Origin of the sequence: Roseateles koreensis, from assembly GCF_028595305.1 — a bacterium.
GTDB classification, from domain to species: Bacteria; Pseudomonadota; Gammaproteobacteria; order Burkholderiales; family Burkholderiaceae_C; genus Paucibacter_A; species Paucibacter_A koreensis.
In genome coordinates this window covers 120,317-139,501 of the sequence record NZ_JAQQXS010000004.1, presented here as the reverse complement: position 1 = coordinate 139,501, position 19,185 = coordinate 120,317, and the positions used below count along the sequence as shown (strand labels likewise).

The 19,185-nt window shown below is 64.1% G+C and carries 16 protein-coding genes; 5 read left to right on the top strand and 11 right to left on the bottom strand.

Going from position 1 to position 19,185, the window contains the following annotated elements:
• Positions 1-25 precede the first annotated feature (25 nt).
• The 5 genes from PRZ01_RS05660 (at position 26) to PRZ01_RS05640 (ending at position 9,066) form a co-directional block, all read left to right on the top strand.
• Positions 26-2,800 (top strand): TonB-dependent receptor plug domain-containing protein, encoded by a 2,775-nt coding sequence (locus PRZ01_RS05660; protein ID WP_273595794.1) that lies wholly within the window; start codon positions 26-28, stop codon positions 2,798-2,800.
• 111 nt (positions 2,801-2,911) lie between these two features.
• Positions 2,912-4,186 (top strand): MFS transporter, encoded by a 1,275-nt coding sequence (locus PRZ01_RS05655; RefSeq protein WP_273595793.1) that lies wholly within the window; start codon positions 2,912-2,914, stop codon positions 4,184-4,186.
• 56 nt (positions 4,187-4,242) lie between these two features.
• Positions 4,243-6,345, top strand: coding sequence for a bifunctional rhamnulose-1-phosphate aldolase/short-chain dehydrogenase (locus tag PRZ01_RS05650; protein WP_273595792.1), 2,103 nt, complete (start codon positions 4,243-4,245; stop codon positions 6,343-6,345).
• Positions 6,346-6,359: 14 nt separating this feature from the next.
• Positions 6,360-7,649: an L-rhamnose catabolism isomerase gene (gene rhaI / locus PRZ01_RS05645; RefSeq protein ID WP_273595791.1), complete on the top strand. Its 1,290-nt coding sequence runs from the start codon at positions 6,360-6,362 to the stop codon at positions 7,647-7,649.
• Positions 7,642-9,066, top strand: a complete 1,425-nt coding sequence (locus PRZ01_RS05640; RefSeq protein WP_273595790.1) for an FGGY-family carbohydrate kinase — start codon at positions 7,642-7,644, stop codon at positions 9,064-9,066. The genes rhaI and PRZ01_RS05640 overlap by 8 nt, the downstream gene beginning before the upstream one ends.
• A 35-nt stretch (positions 9,067-9,101) precedes the next feature.
• Here PRZ01_RS05640 and PRZ01_RS05635 read toward each other — a convergent pair whose 3' ends face one another.
• The 11 genes from PRZ01_RS05635 to PRZ01_RS05585 form a co-directional block, all read right to left on the bottom strand.
• Positions 9,102-10,070: a LysR family transcriptional regulator gene (locus PRZ01_RS05635; protein WP_273595788.1), complete on the bottom strand. Its 969-nt coding sequence runs from the start codon at positions 10,068-10,070 to the stop codon at positions 9,102-9,104.
• A 127-nt stretch (positions 10,071-10,197) separates the two neighbouring features.
• Positions 10,198-10,701, bottom strand: coding sequence for a MarR family winged helix-turn-helix transcriptional regulator (locus PRZ01_RS05630; protein WP_273595787.1), 504 nt, complete (start codon positions 10,699-10,701; stop codon positions 10,198-10,200).
• 89 nt (positions 10,702-10,790) lie between these two features.
• Positions 10,791-11,867 (bottom strand): aromatic ring-hydroxylating dioxygenase subunit alpha, encoded by a 1,077-nt coding sequence (locus tag PRZ01_RS05625; protein ID WP_273595786.1) that lies wholly within the window; start codon positions 11,865-11,867, stop codon positions 10,791-10,793.
• A 14-nt stretch (positions 11,868-11,881) separates the two neighbouring features.
• Positions 11,882-12,847: a PDR/VanB family oxidoreductase gene (locus tag PRZ01_RS05620; protein WP_273595785.1), complete on the bottom strand. Its 966-nt coding sequence runs from the start codon at positions 12,845-12,847 to the stop codon at positions 11,882-11,884.
• A 244-nt stretch (positions 12,848-13,091) separates the two neighbouring features.
• Positions 13,092-14,057 (bottom strand): NAD-dependent epimerase/dehydratase family protein, encoded by a 966-nt coding sequence (locus tag PRZ01_RS05615; RefSeq protein WP_273595784.1) that lies wholly within the window; start codon positions 14,055-14,057, stop codon positions 13,092-13,094.
• Positions 14,057-15,046: a fumarylacetoacetate hydrolase family protein gene (locus PRZ01_RS05610; protein ID WP_273595783.1), complete on the bottom strand. Its 990-nt coding sequence runs from the start codon at positions 15,044-15,046 to the stop codon at positions 14,057-14,059. Before PRZ01_RS05610 ends, PRZ01_RS05615 begins: the two co-directional genes overlap by 1 nt.
• A 62-nt stretch (positions 15,047-15,108) precedes the next feature.
• Complete coding sequence (locus tag PRZ01_RS05605; RefSeq protein WP_273595782.1) at positions 15,109-15,723, bottom strand: cupin domain-containing protein; 615 nt, start codon at positions 15,721-15,723, stop codon at positions 15,109-15,111.
• A gap of 4 nt (positions 15,724-15,727) precedes the next feature.
• The gene (locus tag PRZ01_RS05600; protein ID WP_273595781.1) at positions 15,728-16,543 is read right to left on the bottom strand and encodes a cyclase family protein; all 816 of its coding nucleotides are present in this window, start codon (positions 16,541-16,543) and stop codon (positions 15,728-15,730) included.
• A gap of 15 nt (positions 16,544-16,558) precedes the next feature.
• Positions 16,559-17,692, bottom strand: coding sequence for an MFS transporter (locus PRZ01_RS05595; RefSeq protein ID WP_273595780.1), 1,134 nt, complete (start codon positions 17,690-17,692; stop codon positions 16,559-16,561).
• Positions 17,693-17,703: 11 nt separating this feature from the next.
• Positions 17,704-18,831, bottom strand: coding sequence for an FAD-dependent oxidoreductase (locus PRZ01_RS05590; protein WP_273595779.1), 1,128 nt, complete (start codon positions 18,829-18,831; stop codon positions 17,704-17,706).
• A complete protein-coding gene (locus tag PRZ01_RS05585) occupies positions 18,828-19,175 on the bottom strand; it encodes a Rieske (2Fe-2S) protein (RefSeq protein WP_273595778.1) in 348 nt (115 codons plus the stop codon). Before PRZ01_RS05585 ends, PRZ01_RS05590 begins: the two co-directional genes overlap by 4 nt.
• Positions 19,176-19,185: the final 10 nt, after the last annotated feature.

Here is a 19,185-nt window from a genome sequence, read left to right as displayed (position 1 = left end):
AGGGCCATAACAGGAGACTTCATTGATGAATCCGTCCAGCGTCTCACGCTCCATGTTCTCAATGCCCCAGGCATTCCACCCGCGCTTCCCGGTGCGCCCGACGGTGGTGGCCACATTGGCCGCGCTCTGCTCGCTCGGGGTCGCACAAGGTGCCTATGCCGACGACACCCCGCCTGACAACAAGGCCGAAGCCAGCGCCGCCAAACCGGCGTCGCAGAAAGCATCGACCCTCAACACGGTCGTGATCACGGGCACGAGCATCCGCGGCATCGCACCCGTGGGTGCCTCGCTGAACGTGATGTCCAAAGAAAGCATCTCCGCCACCGGCGCCACCACCAGCACCGAGTTGATGCGCAGTATCCCCGAGCTGGGTTCTTTCAACTCCACCGGCATCAACACGGGCAGCAACCAGGCGAACTTCGTTGACCAACCGGCCATCCACGGCGTCGGGGTCGGCAACGGCGGTGGTGGCTTGACACTGGTGCTCGTCGATGGGCATCGTCTGCCGGGCGCGGGCATCAACCAGAGCGCGCCGGACGCCGGCGCAATCCCCACCTCCGCGCTGCAGCGTGTGGAAGTCATGGCGGACGGCGGCTCGGCGGTGTATGGCTCCGATGCGATCGCCGGCGTGATCAACTTCGTCACGCGCAGCAATTTCGACGGCGCGGAAACCGGCCTGCGGGTCGGGGCGGCTGATGGCTACCGGACCAAGAACTTCAGCCAGCTTTGGGGCAAGACCTGGGATGGCGGCTCCGCGCTGCTGGACTTCGAGTACTCGGAAAACACCGCGCTCAACGGCCGCTCGCGCTCCTACATCACGAACAACCAGACCAGCTCGGGCGGAACCGACACCCGCTCAACGAATTGCTCGCCTGCAAACGTGACCGTCGGGAACCAAACCTTCGCCCTGTCGGCCGCGGGCCTTCCCGCGCTGGGTGTGAACAAGTGCGACAGCAACGTTGCCAACGACTTGTACCCCGCCCAGCATCGCAGCCAACTCTTTGGCAAGGTGCGCCAGGAGGTCGGTGACAACGTCACGCTGTACTCAAGCGTGCTGTACTCCGACCGCCAGATGCAAACCCGCGTGGCCGGTGGCGGCGTGACGCAGGGCGCCCTGTCCGTCGCCGTGCCAAGCACGAGCCCGTTCTACATCCAGATGCCCGGCACCGCAACGGGCGCCGCCCAATCGGTGACTTACGACCCGGCCAATGACTTCGGCGCCACGTTCACCAACACCACCGGAACCAAGACGCTTTCCGCCGTGGTCGGCGCCGAGATCGATCTGGGCGCCAACTGGAACGCACAAGTCGAGTTGAACCACGGCATGGAGCGCGACGACATCATTGAGCGCGGCCTGAACCAATCGCTTGCCCAGGCCGCCGCGAATGCCGGCACATTCAACCCCTACGGCGTCGGCGCTGCGACCAACGCGGGCGTGCTGGCCGGCATCGGCAACTACAGCACCCATTACTTCGCTCGTCAGACCTTGGACGATTTCACCCTCAAGGCTGACGGCCCGCTGTTCAAATTGCCCGGCGGCGCGGTGCGTGCTGCATTGGGCTATGCGCACCGCAAAGAGCAATTCGCCGGCGAGACCGACGCGGGCCCGGCGGGCGGTGACTACACCGCCGCGCCCTACTCTTCCGTAGGCACTCGCACCAGCGATTCCGCCTTTGCCGAGTTGTTCGTGCCGGTTGTCGGCCAGGCGACCAGCCTGCCGGGTGTGCAAAAGCTGGACCTCTCGCTGGCGATTCGCAGCGATCGATACAGCGATGTCGGCAGCACCAACAATCCAAAGATCGGCCTGACATGGACCGTGACCAACGGCGCGATGCTGCGGGCCTCGGCGGGCAAATCATTCCATGCACCGAGCCTAGCCGATGCGGGCACCGCCATCGACACGCGAGCCATTCACTTCCCCTGCATTCCCTATGCCTTCCAGGGCTGCACTTCTGCAGGTCCGGCGGACTACACGGTCATCCTTGCCGGCGGCAATTCCGCGTTGAAGCCCGAAACGGCCACCACCTACAACGTCGGTTTCGACTTCACGCCCGCCTTCTTCAACAGCGGCTTCAACGCCAGCCTGAGCTACTTCAGCATCGACTACAAGAACGTCATCACGTTCCCGACCTTTGCCCCGGTGACCAACCCGGTGTCGGCCTATGACAAGTACCGCACGCTGCGCCCGGCCGGTGCCACCGATGCCGAATGGCTCGCGGTCATCCAGCCGCTGCTGGCCGGCTTCCGCCACGATGGTCAGGTCTATCCAGATATCGGCCAACTCCCACTGGCTGTCTATGACCTGCGCCGCCAAAACTTCGCTGACGAATTCATCCGCGGCTTCGACTACAACCTCGGCTACAAGTTCAACACGACCGTGGGCCGCTTCAACATTAACTTGGCCGGCACGCACCTGACTCGCTTCGATCAACGGATCCCCGGCGTGGCAGATTCAATCCAACTGCTCGACACCAACTACGCGGTGAAGAACAAGGCGCGCACCCAACTGGGTTGGGCTCAGGGAGATCTGGCCGCCAGTTTCTTCGTCAATTACACCGACGGCTACAAGAACACGGGCGTGACGCCGGTGCAGCAGGTCGCAAGCTTCCTCACCGTGGACAGCCACTTGGCGTGGAACCTGCGCGACGGCATGCAGTTGTCGTTGGACGTGAGCAACCTGCTGGACAAGCGTCCACCGGTCTATTACACGGCCGGCAACAACGGGGTCATCGGCTACGACCCCACGGTGTCCTCCGCACTGGGTCGCATGTTCACCGTGGGTTTGCACAAGACCTGGTAAGTCTCGCGGGGCCGCCGAACGCGGCCTGCGCCCTATGTCATGGGCATGGGGCGGGCCGCCGCCCGCCCTGTTCGCATGACCCCTCGCGAATTCATTGTTCCGAAAGATTCCATGTCCGACATTCACAGCAAGGCCTTGCCGGGAATTTCCCGCGCGGCCTGGAAAGTGGCCCTGCTTGCCGGCATGGCCTCGTACCTTGATGCCGGCGCCATTGTCACCAATGGCACGGCGCTCGTCCTCTACAAGGAAAGCTTCGGACTCAGCCTCGGCCAGATTGGCGAGCTGTCAGCGATGCTGACCTTCCTCTTCGCATTCGGCGCCCTGTTCGGCGGCCGGATGGGCGACCGTTTCGGGCGCCGCATTGTCTTCACTATCACCATGCTCGGCCTGACCCTCGGAACGGCGCTGATGGCCTTTGCCACGCAGGTGTGGATGCTCTACGCGGCCACAGCAATCATTGGCCTGTGCATCGGTGCCGACCTGCCGGTCTCGATGGCCATGATTGCCGAGGAAGCCCCACAGGGCGCCAAGGGGCGTCTGGTGGCCTTCTCCCATGTGCTCTGGATGATTGCCATCTGCACGGTGCAGGCGTTGCAGGTCCTGGTCGGTGACATGGGTGCGATGGGCGCACGCATCATGTGGCTGCACCTGCTGATGGTGGCCGTGGCTGTTCTTGTGCTGCGCTCCACGCTGCCCGAATCGCGAGAGTGGAAGGCGGCTCGCCATCGCCTCGACGCAAGCGCCCATGACGGCGCAACACGCGAAGATCTCGGCACCTTGAAGCAGTTGCTCCGCGGCCCCTTCTTGCCGCCTCTGGTGGCCCTGGCGCTGTTCTATGGCGTGGCCAATCTCTCGGCCAACACCGGCGGCCAGTTTGCAACCCTGCTGTACACAGAAGGCGCGGGCGTCTCCGTCTCGACCGCCGGCGCCATCGGCGTGACGGTTCTGATCGTCTCCGTCATCAGCGCGGTGATCTTCATGCGGGTCATCGACAAACCCTCGCGCATGACCTGGTTCCTGATCGGCGGGCTGCTTTACGTGGCCGGTCAGTCGGTCCCGTTGATCTTTGGTGTCAACCAGACGACGCTGATGTGCTGGCAATTCCTCCAGGCCGTCGGGGGCGCTTTCGCGGGCGAGCCGATGTGGAAGATCTGGAGCCAGGAATTGTTCCCCACGTTGTTGCGATCCACCGCGCAAGGCATCACCACCTTCTTCACCCGCATCCTCGCGGCCATGGCCGCGCTGGTCACGCCGCAACTCATCGTCAGTGGCCCCTCCACGCTGTTCGCAGTGCTCACCGCCGCGGTGGCATTCACCACCGTCATCGGCTGGACGTGGATTGGCCAAATGCCCATCGTCGACAGCGAGTCGCCCCCGCTCGGTTGACAACCCCAGCCCGCTGCCGTTTGACCGCCCTTTTTCCTTCACTCGACTGAATTTCCATGACCGAACATCGTCCGTTCCCGCTTTGGGATGATCAACTCGCCGCCTCGTTGGACGCCCCCAACCTGCTGCTGTACCGCTCGAACCTGCTGGGTTCTGACTTGCGCATCACCAACTACGGCGGTGGCAACACCTCCGCCAAGCTGATGCAAACCGATCCGCTGACCGGCGAACCGGCCGAAGTGCTTTGGGTCAAAGGCTCGGGCGGCGACGTGGGCTCCATGAAGCTCGACGGCTTCTCGACCCTCTACATGAACAAGCTGCGTGCCTTGAAGGCACTCTACCGCGGCCAGGAACATGAAGACGAGATGGTCGCCTACTTGCCGCATTGCACCTTCAACCTGAACGCGCGCGCGGCGTCAATCGACACACCGCTGCACGCCTCGCTGCCCTACGCGCATGTCGACCACATGCACCCGGATGCCGTGATCGCGATCGCCGCGATGGAAAACTCCGAAGAAATCACCCAGCGGGTCTTCGAAGGTACCGTTGGCTGGATGCCTTGGTTGCGTCCGGGCTATGAGTTAGGCCAGCAACTGGCGGCCTATGACGCGGCTCACCCCGGCCTGCGCGGCATCGTGCTGGGCGGCCACGGTCTCTTCAGCTGGGGCGACACGGCCAAGAGCTGCTATGAGAACACCGTGGGGCTGATCGAACGGGCGCAGGCCTGGCTGGAACAACAACACGTCTCTCGCACGCTGCAGGCATTTGGCGGCCCGAAGCTGCAGTCGCTACCCGCCGCAGAGCGCGATGCGACGCTCGCCCGCTTGATGCCAGTGCTGCGCGGCCTGTCCGCCGAGGGCGGTGCAGCCAAGCTGCTGCATCTGGACACCTCTCCCGCTGTCGTCGAGTTCGTCAACTCACAACAGCTGGAACCGCTGGCAGCACTAGGCACCTCCTGCCCCGATCACTTCTTGCGCACCAAGATCCGGCCGCTGATCGTGCCGGAGGCGGTCTATTCGCAGAGCGGCGGCGCGCTGCGCGACAGCTTGCAGCAACTGCTGGCCGGCTACCGCGACGACTACCGCGCCTACTACGATCGCTGCAAACGGCCAACCAGCCCACCGCTGCGTGACCCGAACCCGGTGGTGGTCCTGCTTCCGCGCATCGGCATGATGACGATCGCCAAGGACAAGGCCACCGCCCGCATCGCAAGCGAGTTCTACATCAACGCGATCAACGTGATGCGCGACGCCGATGCGGTCGACCGTTATGTCGGCCTGCCCGAACAGGAAGCCTTCGACATCGAATACTGGTTGCTCGAAGAAGCCAAACTGCAGCGCATGCCCAAGCCCAAACCAATGGTCGGAAAAGTCGCGCTGGTGACCGGCGGCGCCGGCGGCATCGGACAGGCCATTGCGAAGCGAATTCTGGCGGACGGTGGCTGCGTTGTGCTGGCAGACATTGACGCTGAGGCGCTGTCCACGGTCTGCGCCGAACTTTCCAAGGCGCATGACAAAGACCCTGTGCGCGGCGTTGTCTGCGACGTCACATCGGAATCAAGCGTCATCCAGGCCTTTGAACGTGCCGCATTGGAATTCGGCGCCATCGACATCCTGGTCAGCAATGCCGGCATCGCCTCCGCCGCGCCGTTGGAAGACACCTCTCTGGCCCTGTGGAATCGCAACCAGAGCATCCTCGCCACCGGCTACTTCCTGGTCGGCCGAGAGGCTTTCCGGCAGATGAAGGCACAAGGCACGGGCGGCTCGATTGTGATGATCGCCAGCAAAAATGGCATGGTGGCCAGCAACCAGGCCACGGCCTACTGCGCAGCCAAGGCGGCAGAAATTCAACTCTCGCGCAGCTTCGCGTTGGAAGGGGCGCCGCTGGGTATCCGCTCCAACGTGGTGAACCCGGACGCCGTGATTCGCGGCTCCAAGATCTGGACCGGCAAATGGAGCGAGGAGCGCGCTGCCGCCAACAAGATCGACGAGCAGGATCTGGAAGCCTTCTACCGCGAGCGTTCGATGCTCAAGCGCAGCGTCTTCCCGGAGGACATCGCGGAGGCTTCGTACTTCTTTGCCGCGGACCACCTGAGTGCCAAGAGCACCGGCAACATTCTGAATGTAGACGCGGGCAACCTCGCCGCCTTCACGCGCTGATGCAGGAGACAACCATGAAACAAAGCTTGCGCACATTGATTGAGGCCCACAACGAGAAGGCCCGTGGTCCCCTGCAATCCGACTATGCCCACCTGGGCGAGCAACTCGCTCGTCGAGGCGTCGACATCGATGCCGTGCGACAGCGCGTCGCCGCGTTTGGTTTGGCGATCCCGAGTTGGGGCGTCGGCACTGGCGGAACGCGCTTTGCACGCTTCCCCGGCGCTGGCGAGCCGCGCCACGTGTTCGACAAAATCCAGGACTGCGCCGTCGTTCACCAATTGACCGGTGCCACGCCCAGCGTCTCGCTCCACATCCCCTGGGACAAGTGCAGTGATTGGAGCGAATTGCGCCAGACCGCCCATGCGCAAGGCCTCTCTTTCGACGCGATCAACTCCAACACGTTTTCGGACCAGCCGGGTCAGGCGCACAGCTACAAGTTCGGCAGCCTGAGCCACACCGACGCAGCAACGCGCGCACAAGCCGTCGAGCACAACGTCGAGTGCATCGAGATCGGCAGGCTCCTGGGCTCCAAGGCACTGACGGTCTGGGTCGGCGATGGCAGCAACTTCCCAGGACAGAGCCACTTTCGCCGGGCCTTCGAGCGCTACTTGGACAGCAGCCGCCAGATCTACGCGGAGCTGCCAGGCGACTGGCGCATGTTCCTGGAGCACAAGATCGCTGAGCCGGCCTTTTACAGCACGGTGATCCAAGACTGGGGTTCTAGCTTCCTCGCCGCATCCACGCTGGGTCCGAAGGCGCAGTGCCTGGTCGATCTTGGCCACCATGCGCCGAACGTGAACATCGAGATGATCGTGTCCCGGCTGATTGGCGCGGGCAAGCTTGCTGGCTTCCACTTCAATGACAGCAAATACGGGGACGACGACCTCGACGCCGGCAGCGTCTCGCCGTACCGCTTGTTCCTGGTTTTCAACGAACTGGTGGCGGCCGCGCATGAGCAGGTGAACGGCTTCGATCCGGCCTACATGCTGGACCAGAGCCACAACGTCACCGACCCGATCGAGAGCCTGATGAGCAGTGCCGTGCAGGTGCAGCGCAGCTACGCGCAAGCGCTGCTGGTCGATCGCGGCGCACTGGACGCCGCCCAGGAGGCCAATGACGCCCTGGCGGCGACACAACTCTTGCAGCGTGCGTTTCAAACCGACGTTGATCCGATCCTGCAGCGTGTACGCGTCGACGCAGGCCGAGCCGTCGATCCTGTGGTTGCCTACCGTGCAAGCGCCTACCGGCAACGCATGGCGCAAGATCGCCCAGCCATCCTCTCCAGCGGAGGCGGCATTGTCTAGCCCGCACCGAGGCCGCCTTGATCTGGTCCTGGACCTCGGCAAGACGCGCGCGAAGCTCCTTGTCGTGGACAGCGAAGGCCTTGTGGTCGCAGAACGCCATCGAGCCAGCAGGTCGAAGGAAATGCGAGGCTATCTCGCGCTCGATCTCGACAGCCTGGCCGACTGGCTAGAGGCGACCATCCTCGACCTCGGGGACCTTCGGCAGCAACTGTCGCGTGCGATCGTGACCTCGCACGGCGCGGCTTTCGCCCTCATCGATGCCCATGGCCTCGTGCTGCCCGTGCCGGACTACGAGTTCTCGGGCTTCGATCAGCGGCCCGACAACTGGAGCGCGCAAATTGGGGCGTTCGCTGAGACCTTGAGCCCGAACCTGCCTCTCGGCCTCAATGGCGCAACCCAGCTCGATTGGCTCGAGCGGCACTTCCCCCAGGAGTTCGCCATGGGGCAGTTGCTGCCCTATGCGCAGTACTGGTCCTGGTGGCTCAGCGGTGTCGCGGCGTCAGAGGTCACCTCGCTGGGCTGCCACTCGCACCTCTGGAATCCATCCAACGGTTCATTCTCGAGCCTGGCCCGCAAGCGGGGCTGGGCCGACAGGTTTGCACCGATGAAGCGAGCCTGGGAGGTGCTGGGAACCGTGCGTCCGGCGCTGGCCCACCGCCTCGGACTGCCGCGCGATCTGCGCATCCACTGCGGCGTGCATGACAGCAATGCCTGCCTCGCGCGATACCTGCGCGGCTGGCCTCGCTCAACGCTGGTCAGCACCGGTACCTGGATTGTCGTGATGACGCCCGGCGCCAACGACGCCAAGCTCGACGCTGAGGTGGACATGCTGGGCAACGTCTCCGTGCGGCATGAACTGATTCCCACCGGCCGCTTTATGGGGGGCCGCGAACTGGCCCATCTGTGTGCCGGCGCCGATCCGTCGCTCGCGAATGCTGAAGACCTCGATCGCCTGCTGCAGCGCGGCTTGATGGTGCGGCCCTCCTTCGAGATGCAGGGCGGGCCGTTTCGCGAGCGGTCCGGGTCTGTCACCGATCGGCAAGGCCCCATCGAGCTGACCGCGCTCACCGCGTCCGAGCGGGCGTCTCTGGCGGCCTGCTACACCGCCCAAGTGACCTCATGGATTGTGGATCGCCTGGGTGGCGCTGGGCCGGTGGTCGTGGACGGCCCGTTCGCGGAGAACAGCATTTTCACCGGCGTGCTTGCTGCACTGCTGCCAGACAGCGAGGTCTGCATCAGCATCGATCCGCTCGAAGGCACGGCACGCGGTGCGTGGCAGCTGTCTCGTTGGACCGAGCCCCGCATCATGGAACCTCGCATTCGATCGGTTCCTGCATGGCCTTCAGAGGCCTTGAACAGCATGCATGCCCGGTGGCTGGCAGATATAGACGCGTGGATGGCGGGCGCCCATGCCTGATCGTGCCTGGCGCGCCGTCCGCGGCGCGCCATCACTCAAATCATGCGGGGGTCGCTGTGCACAGCCATCCAGGGCAACTGCGGGGCAGGGGTGCCAAGCGGACAGGCGCAGTGGCGTGCGCCCTCCTCAAGCAAAAAGGCGCGGAACGCATCGGGCAGCGCGCTGGTGTAGGCCTCACGACGGCGCCACACGCACCAGTCGAGGCATTTGGGCATTCCGGCGACATCCAGCGTTACCAACTTGCCCGCCTCAAGCTCGGTCTGGATGACATGGCCCGACAAGAAGCTCAAGCCCAGCCCCAGCATGACCGCGTGCTTGACAGCCTCATTGCCCTCGAGTTCGAAGTCCGTTCTCACTTGCAAACCCTGTGTTTGCAGCATGTGCTCCAGAAAATGCCGCGTTGCGGACCCCTGTTCCCGCAACACAAAGGGCTCGCCGCTCAAGTCGGCCCAATTCAGCCCGCGTTGACCGGCCAGCCTGTGGCTGGACGGCGCAACGAGAAAATGCGGGTTGCGGGCGAACGCCTCGGCGTCCACCTCGGCCTGCACGGGCGGGTAGCCGCCGATCGCGATGTCGATGCGGTGATCAGCCAACATCGCCAGCAGCGGGTCCCGCTTGTCGATCACAAGCTTCATGCGGACGTTGGGGTAGCGCAAGCGAAAAGCCTCCATCAGCTGCGCCACAAAGTAGTTCGCGGGTCTGACCACCCCAATACACAGACGTCCTTGGTACTGGCCATCAAGCGAGCAGAGCGCCTCCATGGCAATGCTCAGCTGGGCCAGGATGGTCCGTGCATGCCTCAGCAGTTCATAGCCGGCCTCGGTGATGCGCACCGGACGCACGGCGGTGTCAAAGAGTTTTGCGCTGACTTCCTGCTCGAGTTGCCTTATCTGTTGCGATACCGCCGCCTGGGACAGATCCAGCAATTCCGCCGCACGCGTGAAACTGCGGGTCGACGCCGCGGCTTCGAAAACACGCAGGCTTCGGAGCGTGAGTTCAGGCACGAGCGTTCACCTGTCGCGTTGCAGCGTCGTCGTGGAGGTTCACGATTCTGTCGAAGGGATTGGCAGCCATTGCAGGTCTCCGTGTCGTTGTCTTGTGTGCATCAGCTCAATTTCGCCCCCGGGCTGCTTACGCCGCAGCGTCATCCGCCCTGTCAACGACCTTGCCCCCCTTGGGCGCGCGGCTCTGGTCGTTGTTGAGATGCACAAACTTGCGCAGCAGCCGGATGAACTCCTTTTGCTCCGCAGGCTCCATGCTCGACAGCATGGCCGCCCGCATCCGGTGCACGGCCGGGATCAGGCTGGTCAGCAGCGCTTCACCAGCCGGCGTCAACGTCAATCGACGCTGGCGACGCGCCATCACCTCGCGCCCGATCAGTCCTTTGGCTTCGAGCCGCGCAGCGGTTTCGGCAGTCGTCGAACTGTCCAACGCGATCTCTTGCGCCAACGTCACCTGGTCAATACCGGGCTTCTCTTGCAAAGTGCGAAGAATGGCGTACTGAATCGGCGTCGTCGTCGCGGGAGCGACGGCCTCGAAGAACATGGACACCGCAATCTGCTGGGCGCGCCGGACCAAATGGCCAGGTTGGTCATAGAGGTCGAGCGATAGGGCGTCGGGAGCGGGTTTGGGCATAAATGAAGCGCAAAAGAGGCGCAGAAGAGGCCTGATATCGGCTCGGGGTGAATTTTAGGGCGCGGGCCAGCATGCGCCGGTCACAGCGGTCAGGCCGTTTTCAACAGCCTGTCGATCACGCGTCTGGCCCGATTGGGGCCCACGTCGACGTGGATGTCGACCTGTGATCGGTCCGGGAATCGGCGCTGATTGTTCCACTGCGCCTCAATGACCGTTTTGTCCTCGTGAAACGTGGCCGCCGTTTGGTCCACCACAACCTGCGTGACATCCGGTTTGTCGGGGTGCGGATTGGTCGCCATGGTCCAGAAATAGTGGCAGGTGGACTCGGTCTCCGGCGTGATGCCGTGGAAGCCACGCAGGTGGAAGCCCTCGCGCAGGGGGTCGTCGATATTGCCGGTCCCTGCGTCCATCGCGCCCGTCCAGATCAGCAGGTGAGATACATGGAACTCCACTTCCTGCCAACGGTCGATGAGCCCCTTGAACGGCCATGCTGCGACATAGGTCGGCGGTGGCGCCGAGGCGGGCATATGACGAATCACGCTGACGACGTCGCCCTGCTGCTTGACCTCCAGCTTGGCATTCATGTGTACAGACGGATTGCCGCCAATCGTTTTCAGATGCACATAGCCCAGGTGGCTGAGATCCAGCAAGTTGTCATGGATCAGTTGGTAGGGCGTGTTGTAGTGGAAGCTGTCGCCGCCAAACCGGTAGCGCGCATCCGCATGCCAGGGATACGGTGGCGGCTCTTCCGTGGGGAGCGAGTCTGGCGTGCTGCCAACCCAGACCCAGAGGATCTTGTCGCGCTCGCGCAGCGGGTACGCACGCACGCACGCCTTGGCCGGAATGCGGTCCTGCCCAGGAATCTCGATGCAGGCTCCCTCGCTGTCAAACAGCATGCCGTGGTAGCCGCAGCGCAGGCCGCGATCTTCGAGCGTGCCGCAGGACAGCGGCAACTCCTTGTGGCAGCACCGGTCCTCGAGTGCAGCGACCCGCCCATCGGGCCGGCGGAACAGCACCATCGGGCGGCCTAACAGTGTGCGTGCGAGCGGCTTGTCGCCCAATTCCCAAGCGAAACCTGCCACCCACCAGCGATCCAGGGGGAAAGCGGGCTGGGGTGCGCTGACGGCAGATGTGCAAGAGGACGGCATCTGAGTGACTTGATTCATGGGTTGGACTCCTTTCAAAGGTCAAGGACCAGGCGCGCAGAGCGCGATCGCGAGCAGCAGGGCATGAACTGATCGTTACAGGCCTGCTCTTGCGGGGTTTGATACAGATCGCGGTGGTCCGGCGTTCCGGCGAGCACACGGGTGAGGCAGGTCCCGCAAACACCCTGCTCACACGACGTCGGCACTTCGACACCTATCGCTGCAAGTGCCTGCACGACGCTCTGGTCCTTGCCGACGACGACCACCTGTCCGGAACGGGCGAGTTCCACCTCAAAGCTGCCATCGTCATCGCGGGCACCGAGATCCGCTGCGAAGAATTCGCAATGCAACTGCGCCTCGGGCCACCCGGCCACGCGTGCCGCTTCAAGCACGGCGTCCATGAATCCTTTGGGCCCGCAGACATAGAGGTGCGTTGTCGGGTCTGGCGCGCTGAGCAATGCTTGCAGATTCAGTCGCGCCGCCCCGTCGTCCTCGCTGAAATGGTGGTGCACTTGGGCAGCAAACGGGGATGCAGCGATTCGGCCCGCGAAGGCGGTCCGGGCGTGTGTGCGGGTGCAGTAGTGCATCTCGAAAGCAGCCCCCACACGGGCCAAATGCTGCGCCATGCACAGGATGGGCGTGATGCCGATGCCGCCCGCCAGCAACAGGCTTTTGCCCGCACCGACGGCCAGCGGAAAATGGTTCTTCGGCACGCTGATCTGCAACGCATCGCCAACACCCACCGCCTCGTGCATGCGGCGAGATCCGCCACGGGACGCCGCATCGTTCAAGACGCAAATCTGATATCGACCGGCATCCGCTGGATCATTGCAGAGCGAATACTGCCGCGTGATGCCGTTGCCGATGTGGACGTCGACGTGAGCCCCGGCAGTGAACGCAGGCAGTTGACTGCCGTCCGCGGCGACCAACTCAAAGCTGCAGATGTCCACCGCCTCCTGGCGCTTTTCGGCAACGCGAACCCGGAGCAGACTGCCGCTCATGGCCGGTACCTCGCCAGGTACGCGATCCGCAGCACGCACACCTGCGGCATCGCAGACGGCGTCGGAACTACTTTCATGTGTCTTCCTTCTTTGGAGAGCGGGCGTGCCCGCTTGCATCATTCAGCACACTGAATGTCATTGAGTATACGGAATGAAGATTTAAAAATGACCCGTGGAATCCCTGAAGAACGCCGAGCGAGCGCGAACGGCGTGTCGACCCTGCGCAGTGGATCGACGCTTCGCCCTAACCCGCGAGACCGGGCAGACAACGCCGGGCCAATGTCTCGAGCGTGGCGTCGCTTGAGAACCCGAGCGCGCGAGCCCTTGGGGTGTGCAGCGGTGGACAACGCCCGAACAGCCGCTCAATCCGGTCGTCCGGGGCATGCGTCACCTGCGCGGCTTGGCCGACGAGCCCCGCGACTGCATCGATCACCTGGCCGACCTGGGCCGTCAGCACGGGCAGTTGCACCACGCGGCTGGCAGGCAAGCGCGCTGACGGGATCAACGCTGCATGGATGAGGTTTTCGACACAGGTGCCGAGAGACATCCACCAGCAGGTGGCGCCGGCCCCCACCGGACAGGTATAGGCTTGCGCAGCAGCAACCTTGTGAAAGATATCGCTCATGAAGGCTGAGCCGTGACCGCCTGAACTCAAGGGTCTCGCGACAATCCCGGGCAGCCGAAGCGACACCGCGTCCAGTTCACCACGGCGGCTGAGATCCCCGAGCAGCACCTCGGTCATCAACTTGTGAGCCCCATAGCTCAGTTCCGGCGAAGTCGGATGGTCTTCGTCCATGCGTCCGTGGGCGTGCGATGTAACCGTGCCATAGACAGCCACGGTGCTGGCGAATACGACGCGGAGCGGTGCCGCACGGCGGTGCGCCGCAAGGTGGTGGAACAGCGTGAGGCTTGCCTCAAGGTTCACGCGCTTCCCGAGCGTCGGCTCACGTTCCGCGAGACTCCCCGGGACGCTGGCCAGGTGAAACACCAGGTCGCAAGGGCGAGCGGCCAACACCTGCAGCAGTTCTGCAGACGCAAAGTCGATGGTCTTGGCCGTCACCCGAGGGTCGGCATGCCAGGAAACCGAAGGATCAAGTTGCTGATCGACTGCGATGACCTCATCGACATCGAAACCCAGCGCCCCGCCCAGCAGCCGCTCCATCAGGCCTCGGCCGACGAAGCCGCCCGCGCCAGTGACGAGAATTCGCATCACGCCTTGCGTTCGTTGGCGACCACGGTCTGGTCGATGACACCGAAGGGGCCGGGTGTTCCGTCCTCCAGGACAGCCTGCATCCGCACGCGATCGCCAAAAGCCATGTAGGGCGTGCGGGGCTGGCCTTCGTCCAGCATTTCAATGGCACGGCGCTCCGCGATGCACGACGAGCCCACGACGCGGTAGTCTGGGTTGGACACCGTCCCCGACCCAATCACCGTGCCGGCCACCAACGCGCGGCTGTAGGCAGCGTGGGCCACCAATTGGTCGAACCCAAAGCCCATGGTGCCGCCATGAGCGGCACCGAATCGATGCGCGTTCCAATCCACCTGCAGTCGCATATGGACCCGGCTGGCATGCCAGGACGTACCGAGTTCGTCCGGCGTCACGGCAATCGGCGCCATGCTGCTCGCGGGCTTGGCCTGTATCCAGCCGAAACCTGACTTCATCTCAATCGGCGCGATGCGTCGCAGCGACCAATCGTTGATCATCACGACAAGACGAATATGCCGCGCCGCTTCAGCGGCATCTGCGCCCATGGGTACGCCGTCAGTGATCACGCCGAACTCGCCTTCGAAGTCGATGCAATCTTCGCTCGACGGCAGCGCCACGTCGGCAGTTGGCGGTATGAACCGGTCGGACATCCCCTGGTACATCAGCGGGCGGTCATGCGATACCTTGTCCAGCTTGAACACCACCTGCATCAAATCGCCATGGGACTGAAATGCCGAGGCGTCCAGCCACTGCCAGGCGCGCGGCAGCGGAGCCAGCGCACGCATCGGATTGAAGGCCTGGGCGCCAGGGGCCCCGTCGCGGTCCAAGGCATGAACCAGCTCCCGGAGATCCGCCTCCACGTCGGTCCAGCGCTCCAACGCCGATTGCAATGTTGCGGCAATTGCGGTGGCAGGCGCGCACCGCGAACCGTCCGACGAGAGGACGACCAAACTGCCGTCCGGCGTTCCGTTGGGGAGAGTCGAGAGTTTCATGAAAATCCTTTAAATAGCCTCCGTCGCCGCGAGGCGACACGGGCTGCACGTGCACGTGCGCGTTAGATCGGCGCAGGCTTGCAACCGGGGGCGTGCTCAGCGCGCTCGAGCACGTTCTTGATGGTCGGCTCATAGCAGCCATCCACCAGCACAAAGAGCATGCGGCAGACCTTCCCCGAGCGGTTGGCCCAGGCATGATTGGTGCCGCGTTGCACGACGACGCTGCCGGGTTTGAGCAGCACTTCGGAGTCATCGAGAATCAACGTCATTTCGCCGTCGATCACCACGCCGTAGTCGACAGACTCGGTGCGATGCATCAAGGGGTGCGGAGAATCTGCCTTGACCGTCGAGGCCTTCACATCACCGATTTGCGCGAACGCGTCCTGCATGCGTTCTGCGCCATGGGTGAGGTAGTCCGCGGTGTCGGGCGGGATGTCCACAAAGCGAATCCGGGTGCCATTTGCCGGTGGTGGCAAAACCAGCTCGCCAAGCGTCGGATCGCGCCCGTTGTCGACGCGCACCGGAGAGCCCGTCGTGCTCCAAACTTCGTGAAAAACGGTGCCCGGAATGGCCTTCACTTCGACCACGGTCGGCAAGGGCCCATGGCTCGCAACGACAGCCTTGCCGGCGCCGTCATGGCCGGTGACGACACGCTGAATAGGGGGAAGCACACGCATGGCTTCAGTCCTCGAAGATCGCAACCGCACGTGTCCAACCCGCACTGGCCCCGCGAATCTTGTGAGGAAAGCAGCTGATGATGAAGCCTGTGGCCGGCACCGCCTCAAGGTTGTGAAGCTTCTCCAGATGGCAATAGCCGATGTCACGCCCGGCCTTGTGGCCCTCCCAGATCAGGCTCTTGTCGCCGGTTTCGGCGATCTTCTTCGCGGTGTACGAGAACGGTGCGTCCCAGCTCCACGCGTCGGTGCCGGTCAGGCGGACGCCGCGCTCCAGCAGATACATCGTCGCCGCGTAGCCCATGCCGCAGCCAGCGCCCAGGTAGTCGTTGTTGCCGTAGCGCGAGCCCGCGCGGGTGTTGACCACGACGATGTCAAGCGGCTGGAGCTCATGGCCAATGCGTTTGAGCTCAGCCTCGACGTCCGCGGCCGTCGCCACATAGCCATCTGGAAAATGCCGGAAGTCAAGCTTCACGCCCGACTGGAAACACCATTCCAGCGGCACCTGATCGATGGTGATCGAGGGCCGGCTGCCGCCATTCTTGGCATCCTGCGTCGAATGGAAATGCCAGGGTGCGTCCAGGTGCGTGCCGTTATGCGTGGTCAAAGTGACCCACTCGGCGGCGGCGGCCTCGCCGTCGGGATAGTCCTCGGCACGTGTGCCCGGCAGCATCGCCATGAACTCGGGCAGCGTCTGCGCATGCGACTGGTAAGTGATCTTGGGGGCGAGCGGCGGCGGATCGGACAGCACGTCGTTCTCGAGATAAATGGACAGGTCGACAAAGCGCCGTTTCGGCTTGGACAGGGTGTTGCTTGCGTTCATGAAGAAATCTCGGTGCTAACAGGAGTGAGGAGTGGGACGCGCCGGCAGGCGCGACATGCAGAACACGGCGATCGCGGCCACACCAAAAGCGACAAAGCCCAGGCTGGGATATCCCGCCGTCTTGACCAACGTGCCGCCCAGTACGGGCCCGATGGCTGCGCCGGCCATCAACATCGCCGGGGTCGCCGCCATCGCGCGCCCGGTCGGCTCCAGGCGGGCCAACAGACCAAAGGCAAAGGTGTGCGTGAAAATCATCACGGCTGCAAACACCGACGCCGCCGCAGCGTAAGCTATGAAATGGGTCGAATTCACGATCACCGCGACCAGAATCGCTTGGACCAGCGGCCCCGTCATCAGCACGCTTCGGGCGATCCAACGCTTCTCGAGCAATGCGGCCAAGGCGGCCGGCGCAAGATTGACGATGCCACCGGCAACCAGCACGCCCGTGACCGCCTGGAGGCCAAAATCGTGGTCGCTGCCGACGCGTTCGAGGAAGCTGAAGGTCATGGCCTGAACCAACGCCATCGACGCGATGCCAACGATGCCGAACCAGATGACCGGATCGAGCCGCCCCCCCGTCGCCGAGGCCTCCCGCGCGTCAGGCTCTGGAAACCCGATGGCGGCGGCCAGCGCGGCGATGCTCATCACGCCGGCAAAGACCGCGAAGAACACGGGCCCGCCGAGCGATGCGACCAAGGGGGGCGTCGCCCCCATGAACACGGTGCCAAACACGCCCAGCGCGATGCCCACGAAGGCGAACAGCCGATGTGGGTTGGCGCTGCGCGCGATGGTGCCGTGAGTGATGCTCAACGCCGCGCCCGCCGACAGACCGCCGAGCGCATGCAACACCGCCAGAACCATGAAGCCATGGCTCAGTGCCGCAGCACCAAATGCCAGCGCGGCGCCGGCAAAGCCGAGCACCGCGCCCTTTCGGGTCGGGAGGCGATGGAAGCGAGGCGCGAAGACCAAACTGGCCACCACGGCGCCGGCAAGGAACAAGGTGGCCAGCAGACCCGCTTGTTGCGGGTCAAAGCCATAGCGGGTGACCAGGGTGCCCACCCAAACGGGCAACGCCACCAGGTCCACCATGCCAGCGCAGTGCGCCACCATCAGGGCGAGGCGGCCGCGCCTCGAGTCGGTGCGGGTCATGGGCGCCATCCTCAAATGGGCTCGCACAGTGCGACCAAGGACTGCCGCATGATGTTCGCATGCTCGTCCTTGTCGCCATGCTGGATCTCGATTTCCCCCAGCCGGGCGGAGTTCTCGACGACCATGCGGCAACGCTCCCAACGCCGCTCCTCGAAGGCCTTCAACGAGGTCTCGACATCGTTGCCGCGGTCCAATTCCTCCGCGAGCACGATGGCATCCTCGATCCCGATGCAAGCGCCACTGGCCAGATGCGGCGTGGTGGCGTGCACGGTGTCGCCAATGAGCACGGCCCGGCCTTGGAACCATGGGCGCGGCATCAGCAAGCCTTCAAGCGGGCGGAAGACAATTTGCGAATCCGGGCCGATCTGGGCGCGAATCTGCTGCAAGAGCGGCGCCGGAAAGTCCGCCAGCAGCCCACGCAGGTGCGCAGCAAAGGTCTGCGGGTCCACGAAGTCATTGGTCGGCCGATGTTCCGTGACGAACAGGTACATCTGATCGGCGGACACCGGGTTGACGCCGGGCTTGACGGGCCCCATCCACAGCGTGGCTGTCGTCACTTCAGGGGGCCGCGGCAACACCGCACGCCATACCGCCTGGCCGCTGTAGCCGGGCTTGGGGGCTTGCGGGAACAGCGCCTCGCGGGTCTTCGAATACAGCCCGTCTGCGCCGATGACCAGATCGTACCGCCGGCACTCGCCATGGGTGAGCTCGACGTCCACGCCTTCGGGATCTTGCCGGATGGCGCTGAAGCTGGTGCCCAGCATCACGTTCGCGCCGGCGGCACGCGTGGCATCCGCCAGAATTCGCGCCAGCGTCGGCCGCATGATCGCGCCGCCGCCGGGCACATCGGCCCCGGCGATGCGGGGCGTGGGGAGCTCGGCCACCTGCGGCCCGTGAGGCAGGCAGATCTTCACGCCGTCGGCCGCACTGCCTTCACGCAGAAAGGTGTCCAGCACACCCAATTGGCGAAAGGCGCGGAGCGTGGCTCCGCCCAGGCTGATGCCCGCGCCATAGTTGCGCCAGCCAGGATCGATCTCGATGAGGTCGACCTCGGCGCCGCGTTTGCGCAGTTCGATGGCTGCGGCCATTCCGGAGAAACCGCCTCCGATGATGAGGATGCGTCGGGCTGCCAACGTCATGACTGTCTCCTTGGATAGGGTTGGGCGAGGTACACCTCGCCGTCTTGATGAAGATTCAGGGGCACCGGGGTCAGGCTTTGGCCAAGGCATGGCCCGAGCGTGCAGCTCCCGGTATCGATTTCAAATTCAGCGCCGTGCGCAAAGCAGACGATGCGGTCGCGTGCGGCGTTCAGGTAAGCGTCTTTGCGCCAGGCCATGGGTGTTCCATGGTGGGGACACGCGTTCTCCCAGGCATACAGCCGAGCGCCTTGGCGAACGATCAGCACGGTGTCGCGGCCGGTGCCTCGCGGATCGAAGCCGCAAGACTCACCGTCGGGCAGGTCTTCAAGATGGCAAATCCGCATGTCTGCTCCA

Bases quoted from the DNA above. Each gene is read 5' to 3' on its own strand.
- PRZ01_RS05595 (WP_273595780.1), bottom strand. From the start codon at position 17,692: ATGACCCGCACCGACTCGAGGCGCGGCCGCCTCGCCCTGATGGTGGCG.
- PRZ01_RS05655 (WP_273595793.1), top strand. From the start codon at position 2,912: ATGTCCGACATTCACAGCAAGGCCTTGCCGGGAATTTCCCGCGCGGCC.
- PRZ01_RS05585 (WP_273595778.1), bottom strand. From the start codon at position 19,175: ATGCGGATTTGCCATCTTGAAGACCTGCCCGACGGTGAGTCTTGCGGC.
- rhaI (WP_273595791.1), top strand. From the start codon at position 6,360: ATGAAACAAAGCTTGCGCACATTGATTGAGGCCCACAACGAGAAGGCC.
- PRZ01_RS05660 (WP_273595794.1), top strand. From the start codon at position 26: ATGAATCCGTCCAGCGTCTCACGCTCCATGTTCTCAATGCCCCAGGCA.
- PRZ01_RS05625 (WP_273595786.1), bottom strand. From the start codon at position 11,867: ATGAATCAAGTCACTCAGATGCCGTCCTCTTGCACATCTGCCGTCAGC.
- PRZ01_RS05620 (WP_273595785.1), bottom strand. From the start codon at position 12,847: ATGAGCGGCAGTCTGCTCCGGGTTCGCGTTGCCGAAAAGCGCCAGGAG.
- PRZ01_RS05615 (WP_273595784.1), bottom strand. From the start codon at position 14,057: ATGCGAATTCTCGTCACTGGCGCGGGCGGCTTCGTCGGCCGAGGCCTG.
- PRZ01_RS05650 (WP_273595792.1), top strand. From the start codon at position 4,243: ATGACCGAACATCGTCCGTTCCCGCTTTGGGATGATCAACTCGCCGCC.
- PRZ01_RS05630 (WP_273595787.1), bottom strand. From the start codon at position 10,701: ATGCCCAAACCCGCTCCCGACGCCCTATCGCTCGACCTCTATGACCAA.
- PRZ01_RS05605 (WP_273595782.1), bottom strand. From the start codon at position 15,723: ATGCGTGTGCTTCCCCCTATTCAGCGTGTCGTCACCGGCCATGACGGC.
- PRZ01_RS05590 (WP_273595779.1), bottom strand. From the start codon at position 18,831: ATGACGTTGGCAGCCCGACGCATCCTCATCATCGGAGGCGGTTTCTCC.
- PRZ01_RS05600 (WP_273595781.1), bottom strand. From the start codon at position 16,543: ATGAACGCAAGCAACACCCTGTCCAAGCCGAAACGGCGCTTTGTCGAC.
- PRZ01_RS05610 (WP_273595783.1), bottom strand. From the start codon at position 15,046: ATGAAACTCTCGACTCTCCCCAACGGAACGCCGGACGGCAGTTTGGTC.